Origin of the sequence: Bacillus sp. FJAT-42315 (assembly GCF_002797375.1) — a bacterium.
In the GTDB taxonomy this organism is placed as follows: Bacteria; Bacillota; Bacilli; order Bacillales; family Domibacillaceae; genus Bacillus_CE.
In genome coordinates this window covers 1,605,538-1,618,017 of record NZ_KZ454941.1, presented here as the reverse complement: position 1 = coordinate 1,618,017, position 12,480 = coordinate 1,605,538, and the positions used below count along the sequence as shown (strand labels likewise).

12 protein-coding genes are annotated in these 12,480 nt (G+C 40.6%); 4 read left to right on the top strand and 8 right to left on the bottom strand.

Annotated features, from left to right (window positions below):
• Nucleotides 1–39: 39 nt before the first annotated feature.
• Nucleotides 40–954 (bottom strand): ribonuclease Z, encoded by a 915-nt coding sequence (gene rnz / locus CEF22_RS07780; RefSeq protein WP_100402404.1) that lies wholly within the window; start codon nt 952–954, stop codon nt 40–42.
• A gap of 175 nt (nt 955–1,129) precedes the next feature.
• Here rnz and zwf point away from each other — a divergent pair, with 175 nt between their 5' ends.
• Nucleotides 1,130–2,632, top strand: coding sequence for a glucose-6-phosphate dehydrogenase (gene zwf, locus CEF22_RS07775; RefSeq protein WP_100402403.1), 1,503 nt, complete (start codon nt 1,130–1,132; stop codon nt 2,630–2,632).
• A 17-nt stretch (nt 2,633–2,649) separates the two neighbouring features.
• Nucleotides 2,650–3,267 (top strand): cyclase family protein, encoded by a 618-nt coding sequence (locus tag CEF22_RS07770; protein WP_100402402.1) that lies wholly within the window; start codon nt 2,650–2,652, stop codon nt 3,265–3,267.
• 27 nt (nt 3,268–3,294) lie between these two features.
• On the opposite strand, the gene gndA is transcribed toward CEF22_RS07770, so the two are convergent.
• Complete coding sequence (gene gndA / locus CEF22_RS07765) at nt 3,295–4,704, bottom strand: NADP-dependent phosphogluconate dehydrogenase (protein WP_100403944.1); 1,410 nt, start codon at nt 4,702–4,704, stop codon at nt 3,295–3,297.
• A 530-nt stretch (nt 4,705–5,234) separates the two neighbouring features.
• Here gndA and CEF22_RS07760 point away from each other — a divergent pair.
• Nucleotides 5,235–6,638 (top strand): APC family permease, encoded by a 1,404-nt coding sequence (locus CEF22_RS07760; protein WP_100402401.1) that lies wholly within the window; start codon nt 5,235–5,237, stop codon nt 6,636–6,638.
• A gap of 56 nt (nt 6,639–6,694) precedes the next feature.
• Here CEF22_RS07760 and CEF22_RS07755 read toward each other — a convergent pair whose 3' ends face one another.
• From CEF22_RS07755 to mce, 4 genes are all read right to left on the bottom strand, one after another.
• The gene (locus CEF22_RS07755; RefSeq protein ID WP_100402400.1) at nt 6,695–7,171 is read right to left on the bottom strand and encodes a chemotaxis protein CheW; all 477 of its coding nucleotides are present in this window, start codon (nt 7,169–7,171) and stop codon (nt 6,695–6,697) included.
• A gap of 152 nt (nt 7,172–7,323) precedes the next feature.
• Nucleotides 7,324–8,445 carry a tripeptidase T gene (locus tag CEF22_RS07750; RefSeq protein ID WP_100402399.1) on the bottom strand — a complete coding sequence of 374 codons (1,122 nt, stop codon included), beginning with the start codon at nt 8,443–8,445 and terminating at the stop codon, nt 7,324–7,326.
• Between the two features lie 129 nt (nt 8,446–8,574).
• Nucleotides 8,575–10,134, bottom strand: a complete 1,560-nt coding sequence (locus tag CEF22_RS07745) for an acyl-CoA carboxylase subunit beta (protein ID WP_100402398.1) — start codon at nt 10,132–10,134, stop codon at nt 8,575–8,577.
• A 7-nt stretch (nt 10,135–10,141) separates the two neighbouring features.
• Nucleotides 10,142–10,558: a methylmalonyl-CoA epimerase gene (gene mce, locus CEF22_RS07740; RefSeq protein WP_170941804.1), complete on the bottom strand. Its 417-nt coding sequence runs from the start codon at nt 10,556–10,558 to the stop codon at nt 10,142–10,144.
• 173 nt (nt 10,559–10,731) lie between these two features.
• Here mce and prli42 point away from each other — a divergent pair, with 173 nt between their 5' ends.
• On the top strand, nt 10,732–10,827 hold the full coding sequence (gene prli42, locus CEF22_RS18925) for a stressosome-associated protein Prli42 (protein WP_157843194.1): 96 nt from the start codon (nt 10,732–10,734) through the stop codon (nt 10,825–10,827).
• Between the two features lie 36 nt (nt 10,828–10,863).
• Here the strand turns inward: prli42 and CEF22_RS07735 are convergent, their stop codons facing one another.
• Both CEF22_RS07735 and CEF22_RS07730 read right to left on the bottom strand, forming a co-directional pair.
• The gene (locus CEF22_RS07735; RefSeq protein ID WP_100402397.1) at nt 10,864–11,853 is read right to left on the bottom strand and encodes an aromatic acid exporter family protein; all 990 of its coding nucleotides are present in this window, start codon (nt 11,851–11,853) and stop codon (nt 10,864–10,866) included.
• Nucleotides 11,854–11,984: 131 nt separating this feature from the next.
• Nucleotides 11,985–12,422 carry a BrxA/BrxB family bacilliredoxin gene (locus CEF22_RS07730; RefSeq protein WP_094835197.1) on the bottom strand — a complete coding sequence of 146 codons (438 nt, stop codon included), beginning with the start codon at nt 12,420–12,422 and terminating at the stop codon, nt 11,985–11,987.
• Nucleotides 12,423–12,480: the final 58 nt, after the last annotated feature.

Here is a 12,480-nt window from a genome sequence, read left to right as displayed (position 1 = left end):
TCATATAAACGGGGCTGAATTCTACAGCCCCGCTTCTTTTTATATCGATAGTTCCAGGAAATCATACGCGATCGTTACCGGTGAAAATACAGACGTAGCTTCCGCTTGTAACCCTTTTGCCTCTTCCTTCGTATAACGTGAGCTAATATGCGTTAAGCAAAGGGCTTTCACTCCTGCCTCACGCGCAATTTCCGCTGCTTGCTGCGTTGTTGAATGAAAATAATCACGAGCCATTTGTGGTTGATCCGCCGCAAATGTAGCTTCATGTATAAGTAAATCCGCTTCTTTCGCTAGCCTCACCGCCGCTTCGCATGGTCGGGTATCTCCTAAAATCGCCAGCACTCTTCCTTTTTGTGGCGGCCCTACATACGGTTCTGGAGCGATGCAACGCCCGTCCGCTAATTGAATCGTATGCCCTGCTTTAAGCTCTTTGTAATACGGACCAGGTGGAATACCATCTGCTTGTAACCGATCAACTAACAATACCCCCGGCTTCTCTTTCTCACTTACACGATACCCGTAAGATGCAATTCCATGGTCTAGCAGTCGAACCTCTACCTTCATCGTTTCATCTTCAAAAATGATGCCTTCTTCGATCTCGACAACATTCAACTCATACTGTAGTCTTGTACAGCTCACGCGCAGACTAACATCAATAAACTCTTTAATTCCAGGCGGGCCGTACACGGTGAGCGGCAGATCTCCACCTTGAAAAGAACGGCTCCCTAAAAAGCCTGGCAACCCAAAAATGTGATCGCCATGCAAATGAGTAATAAATATCTTTTCCACCCGTCTTGGCTTCAGTGAAGTATGCAAAATTTGATGCTGAGTCGCTTCGCCACAATCAAATAACCAGACCGCGCCCCGTTCATTTAACATCTTCAATGCCACCGAGCTGACATTTCGCATTTTTGCCGGCATGCCAGCACCCGTTCCTAAAAATAATAATTCCAATATATCCACTTCCTTGTGAGTCAACTATTCCCTTTTTTAGCTATCCTTATATTTTGTCATATTCTATTCAAAGATGCTACCTTTCTAATGACAAATAGTACTTGTATGGAAACGGATTTTATGGAAAAATGCAATAGAGAATAGTTCTATACATTATAAAGTGAGGTCTTACAGTGTGAATTCAACAGAAACCACTTCAGCATTAATTTTATTATTTGGAGCAACCGGCGACTTAGCGAAGAGAAAATTATTCCCTTCTTTGTACCGACTCTATAAAAAAGGCAGCTTAAACGATCAATTTGCGGTGATCGGAACCGCTCGCCGAGATTGGACAAACGAGACATTTCAACAGCATGTGAAAGAATCCGTGATGGCCTCTACTAACCAATGTGAGAAGCTAGATGAATTTGTTTCCCATTTCTATTATCAAGCTCATGACGTCTCAGATTCAAGCTCTTATCGCACGTTAAAAACGCTTGCCGATCAATTAGATGAAAAGTATCACCTACAAGGAAACCGCTTATTTTATTTAGCGATGGCTCCTGAATTTTTTGGCACGATTGCTGATCATGTCAAAGCAGATGGACTGACAGACACGAACGGCTATCATCGCCTTGTTATTGAAAAGCCATTCGGTCATGACCTACCTTCAGCGGAAAAGCTCAACCAGCAAATTCGCCAATCCTTTGAGGAAAATGAAATTTATCGAATCGATCATTACCTTGGAAAAGAAATGGTGCAAAATATTGAAGCAATCCGTTTTGCGAACGCTCTATTTGAGCCGCTTTGGAATAACCGTTACATCTCCAATATCCAAGTAACGTCTAGTGAAACGCTTGGCGTCGAAGAACGTGGACGCTACTATGAAACAAGTGGCGCCTTAAAAGATATGGTTCAAAACCATTTAATGCAAATGGTTGCCTTGCTTGCAATGGAGCCGCCGATTAAACTATCAACGGATGAAATTCGCAGCGAGAAAGTAAAAGTTTTACGTGCATTACGCCCAATTACAAAAGAAAATGCTGATGACTACTTCGTACGTGGTCAATATGGACCAGGGGAACTAGAAGGAGAACAATTACAAGGGTATCGTGAAGAAATGAATGTCAACCCTGACTCTAATACAGAAACATTCGTTGCTGGAAAGTTAATGATTGATAATTTCCGCTGGGCAGGTGTTCCTTTTTACATAAGAACAGGAAAAAGAATGCCAACAAAATCAACGAAAATTGTCGTTCAGTTTAAAGATATTCCAATGAACTTATATTATCAGCCAGACCAACCGCTTGCACCAAACTTACTTGTCATCCATATCCAGCCGGAAGAAGGAATTACGCTTCATCTAAATGCGAAACGTACAGGTCAACAGCTGTTAACACAACCTGTAAAGCTTAGCTATGCCAATAACAGCATCGATGGTATGAATACACCAGAAGCGTATGAAAAGCTCTTACATGACGCTTTACGCGGAGATGCGACCAACTTTACTCATTGGGATGAAGTCGCGCTATCTTGGCGCTTTGTCGATGTCATTTCGGATTATTGGGAAGAAAAGAAAGCTTCATTCCCTAACTATGAAGCTGGATCTACAGGACCTAAAGCAGCGGATGAACTATTGGAAAAAGACAGCTTCTTCTGGTGGCCAGTATCTACGCTTGAAGTCGATGTTTGTAATTAAGAAAGGATGTGTCCAAATTGAAAATTTATGATATTACTGCTCCTATTTTTCCTGGTATGCCTGTTTATAAAAACAAGCCGGAAAAGCAACCAACGATTGACACAAAAACGAACGGACATGTAACAGAATCACGTATTGCGATGGATGTTCATACAGGTACTCATGTCGATGCCCCGCTTCATATGATGAACGAAGGAGCAACGATTGAAACGATCGCAATTGAGCAGCTTGTCCGTCCTTGTAAAGTGATCGATGTAACGAGTGCCACTGAAAAAGTGACAAAAGCAGATCTTGAATCGATGTCGATTGAAAAAGACGATTTTATTTTATTAAAAACGAAAAATTCATTTGACACAGAGTTTAATTTTGACTTTATTTATGTAGCTGAAGATGCGGCTGAATACTTAGCGGAAATCGGCATCGCCGGCGTTGGCATTGATGCACTGGGCATTGAACGCGCCCAAGAAGGTCACCCAACCCACCGCACGTTAATGGGACAAGGTGTGATCATCATCGAAGGGTTAGCGCTGAAAGATGTAGAAGCAGGAAGCTATTTCATGATGGCCGCTCCGCTCAAAATTTCTGGAACGGACGCTTCACCAGCACGAGTGCTACTGTTAGACAACCTCAAATAAAAAAAGCGGGCTCATCGCCCGCTTTTTTTATTTCATCCACTCTGTGTGGAAAATACCTTCTTTATCAACGCGCTCATACGTATGAGCACCGAAGTAATCTCGCTGTGCTTGAATTAAATTCGCCGGCAACGAAGCTGTACGGTAACTATCATAATAAGATAGTGCAGCTGATAACGTCGGTACTGGAATACCTGCCTTCACCGCTGTCGCTAACACATCACGTAGTGCTTCTTGATAATTTTCAACGATATCTTTGAAATACGGATCAAGAAGTAAGTTCGTTAAGCCCGGCTCACGATCATACGCTTCTTTAATTTTTTGTAAAAATTGAGCACGAATAATACAACCACCACGGAAGATCATCGCGATATCTCCATAACGAAGATCCCAGCCAGACTCTTCAGATGCTGCTTTCATTTGCGCAAACCCTTGAGCATATGAGCAAATTTTACTCATGTATAACGCTTTACGTACCGCTTCAATAAACTCTTCACGGTTACCGTCGAATTCTTTTGCTTCCGGACCTTTTAACAATTTACTCGCGTGTACACGCTCTTCTTTTAAAGCAGAAATGAAACGAGCGAATACAGATTCCGTAATCAATGGAAGCGGCACACCAAGATCTAATGCACTTTGGCTCGTCCATTTACCCGTTCCTTTTTGACCTGCTTTATCTAAAATGACATCGACAAGCGGTTTGCCTGTTTCTTCATCGACTTTTGTAAAAATATCAGCCGTAATTTCAATTAAATAGCTATCTAGCTCTCCCTTATTCCACTCGGAGAACACTTCATGAAGCTCAGTCGCTGTCAAACCAACAATATGCTTTAATAAAAAGTAAGCTTCCGAGATCAACTGCATATCTCCATACTCAATGCCGTTATGAACCATTTTGACATAATGACCAGCACCATCTGGACCGATATAAGTACAACAAGCTTCTCCATCCACTTTTGCAGAAATATCCTTAAAAATTGGAGCCACAAGCTCATACGCTTCTTTCTGTCCACCTGGCATGATTGATGGCCCTGTCAAAGCACCTTCTTCTCCGCCGGATACTCCTGTACCGATGAAGTGAATACCACTGCTGCTTAATTCTTTATTTCGACGCTGTGTATCTTTAAAGAATGTGTTCCCACCATCGATTAAAATATCACCATGTGCTAGAAATGGCTTCAATTGCTCAATCGTCGCGTCTGTCGCTGCGCCCGCTTTCACCATTAATAAAATTTTTCGTGGTGTCTCTAACGACTGAATAAATTCCTCTACACTATATGTACCAACAATTTGCTTTCCCTCGCTTTGAAGAAGCATTTCGTCTGTTTTTTCTCGTGAGCGGTTAAACACAGAAACCGTATATCCTCGACTTTCAATATTCCAAGCAAGATTTTTGCCCATTACCGCTAATCCAATCACACCAATTTGTTGTGGCATGATTTCACATCCTCTCAACTATAAAATTTACTTTTATATTATAACAATCTCTGCCCATCAAAACAGCCTTTAGACGTACTTTTTATTGTATTTTATTGCAATCAGCCTGTAAAAAAATTAATTTTGTGTTTACAAAGTTTTCGCAATATTGTAAACTATCATTAAATCAAACCAACTAGTTTTAATTTTTTCTTTACAATTTAGCAACAAACTACCCATCCAATATTAGGTAACTGTTAAGTCTACTCGCTTTTCCAGCCAGATTAGTTTCAGTAGACGTGAAGCCAGTTTATTTCATCCCTCAGCTTTCACTGCGGGCGGAAATAGGCTGGTTTTTTTATTGCTTGAAAGGAGTGTGGAAGCAACCGGCATAAATAACAAACTAAGTTCTTAATCACATGAGCCGGCTTTTATCACCCATTTGTTAGAAGTATAACAAAGTTGAAAGTGAACGGCCAACAAAGATGTAATATTCTTAATGTTAAAAATAATTTGGAATGATAGCGGTTCCATCTGAAATATTGGAGGTCATAATGAAAGAACAACAAGATTTTAACAAAGTATTGTCGCGTGTTGATGTATTAGTTTTAGCCTTTGGAGCTATGATTGGTTGGGGATGGGTCGTCCTTTCGGGCAACTGGATTTTAGAAGCAGGATCTCTTGGTTCCATCATTGCCTTTTTACTTGGTGGTATTTTAGTTATTTTTGTAGGTTTAACATACGCTGAGCTTACGACAGTCTTTCCGAAAACAGGTGGTGCCTATCACTTTGTTAAAGAAACCCTCGGTGTGAAAGCAGCCTTTGTCGTTTCTTGGGCCTTATTATTAGGATATATTACTGTAGTTGCCTTTGAAGCGGTAGCGCTTCCAACTGTTATTGAATATATTTTCCCTAATTATAAAACGGGTTATTTGTGGACATTAGCTGATTATGAAGTGTATGCTTCGTGGGCAGCGATTGGGATGGTTGGTTCAATTATTGTCACTATCATCAACTGGAAAGGTGTTAAACAAGCTGCCTTTCTTCAAATCGTATTAACTTCATTATTAACAGTGATTGGATTAATGCTAGTATTTGGTTCGATTTTTGGCGGCGGAGAAATGAAAAACATGGAGCCTCTTTTCGTTGGTGGTATGGGCGGAATGATGGCAGTCATGATTATGACTCCATTCTTATTTGTTGGGTTTGACGTAATCCCTCAAGTAGCAGAAGAAATGAATATTCCAATGAAAGCAATCGGGAAAATTTTACTTCTATCTGTAAGCTTTGCAGTTCTATGGTATATACTTATTATCTTTGGCGTTTCATTAAGTCTTGTACCAGAAGAATTAGCGAATAGTAGTTTAGCTACAGCAGACGCAATGGGAGCTGCCTTCGGTTCTCCGATCTTTGCTAAAATTTTAATCCTTGGTGGGATCGCTGGTATTTTAACAAGCTGGAATGCTTTTATTATCGGTGGTAGTCGTATTATGTATGCAATGGCACAAGACGGCGTGTTACCTGCTTGGTTTGGAAAAATGCATCCAAAGTATAAAACACCTGCTAATGCCATCTTATTCATTGGTACTTTATCTACTTTAAGTCCTTTACTAGGTCGCCCAGCGCTTGTTTGGTTTGTAGATGCTGGTGGTTTAGCAATCGTAATCGCTTACTTTATGGTTTCTTGGGCATTCCTTGTTCTACGTAAAAACCAGCCAGATCTTGAAAGACCGTTCCGTGCAGGAAAAAGCTCATTCATTGGTTGGATGTCTTTCATTTTAACATTTGGTTTTATCATTTTATACATGCCTGGTATGCCATCTGCGTTAATCTGGCCATACGAGTGGGCAATTACTCTCGCTTGGTGGGTCCTTGGATTCCTCTTCCTATTTAAAATGAATTCACGCTCAAATGGAGTAGCCAAGGTGCAAAATAACACAGTAAGACAAGCAAAATAAAGCGAAACTTCAAAAAGAAAACAGCACTGTTGAAGGTGCTGTTTTCTTTATATACTTTATTGATCATCCTTCGATTCTGTCATAAAGTCTTTCACTGCATCTATTCCTTCTAATGAAGAAACTAACACATCCATATCAATGATCGTAATTAGCCGATCACCAATCGTTGCTACACCTGAGAAAAATCTTGTATTTTCATAAGATATTAAATTCACTTGTCGAACACTCTCTTCAGGTAACTCAATGATTTCTTTCGCTTCCTTGACCAGTAACCCGACAGGTAACGAGTTAGTCTGAACGATTAGGAGTCGAGCCTCTTCTAAACTAGGCAACATCCGCTTATACAACACGTACTCAAAATCAATCACAGGCAAAAGTTCTTCCCTAATCTTTGTTACCCCTTTTAAATAACGAGGTAAGTGAGGAATTGGATTAATGAAATTTACTTTTTCAATAGAGATAACCGCTTGAATCGGAACCGCATATTCTTCATTTCCAGACTCAAAAATGACCGCTTTATTGATCGATTGCATAACCTTCCTCCTTCATTATTCTCCTCTTAATGTACCATACTAAAAAGAAAAATAGATAGAAAGAATGACAAAAAATTATTTCATATGAGAATAAAATCCCTATAAAAATGGATCTGTAGAATGACCTCATTCCCAGATCCAAATATAAAACATTAATTTTCCGAAACAACCGCCACGATCGCCACTGCCATTTCAGCTAATTTCACTAGCTCTTCAATCGGCATTCTTTCACTCGTTGTATGAATTTCTTCATAGCCAACAGCCAAGTTAACAGTTGGTATCCCGAAGCCAGCAATCACATTGGCATCACTTCCGCCTCCACTCGTTAACAATTGACTCGGACGCCCGATACGTGCTGCCGCTTGTTTTGCCACTTCCACTACATGGTCGCCTTCTCCGTATTTAAAGCCAGGGTACATCACTTCCACATCGACTTTCGCACGCCCGTTCATTGCTTCTGCCGTCTTTTCAAACGCATCTTTCATCTTCGCTACTTGCGCTTCCATTTTTTCCGAGACAAGTGAACGAGCCTCCGCTAAAATATGAACATAATCGCAGACGATGTTCGTTGCACGTCCCCCTTCAAAGCGACCGATATTCGCTGTCGTTTCATCATCGATTCGACCGAGCGGCATGTTAGAAATCGCTTTGGCAGCGATAGTGATCGCTGATACACCTTTTTCAGGTGCGACTCCTGCATGAGCCGTCTTCCCATAAATTTCAGCTTTGATTTTGGCCTGTGTCGGTGCCGCTACGATGATATTTCCAACTTGACCATCACTATCTAGCGCATAACCAAATTTTGCTTTCACTAGAGATTGATCTAACACTTTCGCTCCAACAAGGCCCGACTCTTCTCCGACAGTAATAATAAATTGAATCATTCCGTGGTGATAGTTTTGCTCCTTTAATACTCTCACTAATTCGAGCATCGCCGCCAAACCTGCTTTGTCATCCGCTCCAAGAATCGTCGTACCATCTGTGATGACATACCCATCCTTAATGCTTGGCTTCACTCCTACACCCGGAACGACTGTATCCATATGAGACGTAAAATAAATTGGGTCTACCCCGTCTTTCGTTGCTTCAAGTGTACAAATTAAATTACCAGCCCCATGTCCCGTTTGAGCCATCGTATCATCTTCATATACATGCACACCAAGCTCCTCAAATTTCTTCGTTAATACTTTCGCAATATTTGCTTCGTTTTTCGTTTCTGAATCAATTTGAACAAGCTCTAAAAATTCATTTAATAAACGTTCTTGGTTAATCATTCGTCAATTACCTCCAATAAAAATGGTTCTATTTCCAAGTATACTCTTATAAAGCAATGAAGCCAAATAATTAAAAGGGTCTGACCTCGGTGTCAGACCCCTTATAAGACATCCCCTCGAAAAAAAGAATTATAGAGGGATATTTCCATGTTTTTTAGGCGGTCGCGCTTCTTTCTTCGTCCGCATCATTTCTAGTCCTTGAATTAATTTGATTCTCGTTTCGCGTGGGTCAATGACGTCATCGACCATCCCGCGTGCAGCCGCTACATATGGATTCGCAAATTTCTCACGATATTCCTCAATCTTTTTCGCACGAGTCTCTTCTGGATTCTCACTGTTAGCAATTTCTTTGGCAAAAATAATATTGGCGGCCCCTTGAGGTCCCATCACCGCAATCTCAGCATTTGGCCATGAATAGACGAGATCCGCCCCGATCGATTTACTATTCAAAGCGACATACGCCCCGCCATATGCTTTACGCAAAATCACCGTAATCTTCGGCACCGTCGCCTCGGAATACGCGTATAAAATTTTTGCCCCGTGACGAATAATTCCACCTAATTCCTGCTTAACGCCTGGGAAGAAACCAGACACGTCCTCAAACGTGATAATTGGAATATTAAAGGAGTCACAAAAACGAATAAAGCGAGCCGCTTTGTCCGAGGAATCGATATCTAAACCACCCGCCATAAATTTCGGCTGATTACAAACAAGTCCAACGACTTCTCCTTTAATGCGAGCAAAACCAATCACAATATTTTTAGCAAACTCTTTTTGAACTTCCATAAAAGAATCAGGATCGACAACATGCTCCAACACTTTTCGCACATCATACGGACGCAATCCATCAAATGGAACGACATCGGTAATATCCTCGCGATAATCATCCTCTTCAGAACATTCCTGGATGGCTGCCTTTTCTTCATTATTTTGTGGAAGATAGCTCAATAAGGCGCGAACCATTTCTAGCACTTCTTCTTCAGAGCTTCCACGAAAATGTGCGTTTCCACTAATCGTATTATGTACTTTTGAACCACCGAGATCCTCGGAAGAAATTTTCTCACCTGTGACCGTTTCAATAACTTTCGGGCCTGTAATAAACATTTGACTCGTTTGGTCGACCATAAATACAAAGTCCGTAATCGCTGGAGAATAAACCGCGCCACCCGCGCATGGCCCCATGATCACAGAAATTTGTGGAATAACCCCTGAATAAATCGCGTTTCGATAAAAAATATGACCGTACCCATCAAGTGATACGACGCCTTCTTGAATACGCGCACCACCCGAATCATTTAACCCAACAAATGGCGCTCCGTTTTTCGCAGCCAAATCCATCACATTGGCAATTTTCTTCGCGTGCATTTCACCAAGCGCTCCACCAAACACCGTAAAGTCTTGGGAAAATAAATAAATCGGACGACCATGTACTTTCCCATAGCCTGTTACAACACCATCTCCAGGTCCCTTTACGCCATCCAGTCCAAAATCATTACAGCGATGTTCAATGAATGGATTGATTTCCACAAATGTACCTGGATCTACTAATAATTCAATACGCTCTCTCGCGGTTAATTTTCCTTTTTCATGCTGCTTTTCAATTCGAGCATCTCCACCGCCAAGCTCCACTTCACGACGTTTATCATACAATTCATTAATGCTTGCGAAAATATCTTGATGAGTTGTCATAGTTTCGTCATTCCCCTTTCGCCTTGCTTTTATCACAAAGCTCGAATAATACACCATGAGTGGATTTCGGATGCATAAACGCCACCTGTGCCCCCCCAGCTCCTGGCTTAGATGTGTCATGAATCATTTGAATACCGCGTTCTTTTATTTCACGAATTCGGTCTTCAATCTCAATGACGCCAAACGCCACATGATGAATCCCTTGTCCACGCTTCTCAATAAATTTAGCAATTGGGCTATCCTCATTCGTTGGTTCAAGTAATTCCAGCTTTACATTGCCGGCATCGATAAAAGCGACTCTCACTTTCTCCGAGTCCACTTCTTCTATTTTTTGCAGAGGCAATCCGAGTTGCTCTGTATAAAATGGTACGGTTTCATCGAGTGAACGGACCGCAATCCCGATATGATTAATGTTCTGAATCATTCCCTTTCCCCCTGTCCCCAAAAATCTATAACATTTAAAATATTCGATATAATCCGCCAAATTCCTGCCTATTCATTAAGAGAATCTAAAATAAATCAACTTGTCGTATCTAGAAAAAACAGCTATCATTAAAAAGAAAAACGTTTAGTGTTAAAGGAGTGTCTATTCTTTCTATGAGAAACAAAAACGTACAAAAAGCCGTTATTTATGTCATGCTCATTACGATGTTAGTTTCCACTTTGTTCATGGGATTAGCCATGTTTATCTAAAAAGCTGTCTAATACAAAGCCCAAGCCTGAATCGATTCAGGCTCGGGCTTTTCTTGTATAAACGGTCCTTTTTCTTTTTTTCAGCCCTTTAAAAGAGCTTTTAATCAATAAATACTGCTCCATTTCTTGTACGAATTGAAACAGTGCTGCTCTCGTTTCAAATTCTTCCCGCGTGGTCGGCAGTTCCATCTGCTCAAACTCATTCTTCATTTTTTTCAGCTTTTGCAACGAAAGCTTCGCTGTATTACCCGGGTGAATATTCGTACTTAAATCTTCCATAAAATCAGCAATAATATGGGCTTGCTGCACTTGATGAGAAAGCGAAGTAACAATCCATAATATATGCTCAATCTTTTCAAATTGCTTTTCTCTCATACTGAAATAAGTATAAAATAACTTTTCTTCTCTTAAAAAATGATTTTCAATATCTTGATAAGCGAGTCTCTTTCCTTCTTTCAATAAGTTCGCTGTCTCCGTAATTTCTTTCCCGTCCCAAATATGATCATTGTCGCGTAAATAAAGCGTAATTTCATAAAAAATCTTATAAAAATTCTCCTCTATCTGCTCCTGCAACTGATACAGTTTCTCTTCTAAGCTTGGCATATACAAATTCATAAATAAGGCAATGCCAATTCCGATCGAAACGATACCAAACTCATTGAGAATGTTAGTTGTAGAAATATATCCATCCGAAAAAATATGTAAAATAATTACGCTACTAGTCACGATCCCTTCTTTCAACCCAAGAGAAACGGTAGTCGGAATAAAGAACAACAACAATAGACCGATCATGAGCGGATGATAAGCAATTCCTTCAAAAAACACCCAACAAAAAAACATGGCAACCGTACAAGCAAGAAAGCGACTCCAAGCCGCTTGAAGAGATTTTTTCTTCGTGTTTTGAATACATAAAATCGTAATAATTCCAGCAGAAACAAAGTTGTCAAGACCCACCCACTGAGCAAGGATAATCGCTAAAGAAGTTCCGATCGCTGTCTTAACGGTGCGATAACCAATTTTAAACATAATGCACTCCTCAAAATTGATAATGAAAAGAAAGAGGCTAACCTCTTATCCCTTTTATTAAGCATCCACTGTAAATAGTAGCAGTTACTTTTATACCTGGGATCAGTAAAGTCAACCTCTTTCATCAAAAATTATATTTCTTCACAATATTGATCAAATGCTTCTTGTAGCTTTTGAACAACGGACATTGGATCATGGCCTTCAATTTCATGACGCTCGACCATTGTACAAATCTTGCCATCCTTTAATAAAGCAAATGATGGAGAAGATGGCGGATAGCCTTCAAAATAACTGCGAGCTTTCGCTGTCGCTTCCTTATCTTGACCAGCAAATACCGTCACTAATTGATCTGGACGCTTGTCATAGTGAACTGAATGAGCCGCCGCTGGACGAGCAATTCCCCCTGCACAACCACAAACGGAGTTGATCATCACAAGTGTTGTTCCTTCTTTAGCAAACGCCGCTTCTACTTCCTCTACTGTTTGAAGCTGTGTATATCCTGCCCCCGTAATTTCTTCACGAGCTTGACGAACGACGTCATTCATTAAAAAATTAAAATCGATGTTCATTGACTCTTCTCCTTTTTCCTTCATAGTGTACTACTATGATAAGCTAATTGACGACCGT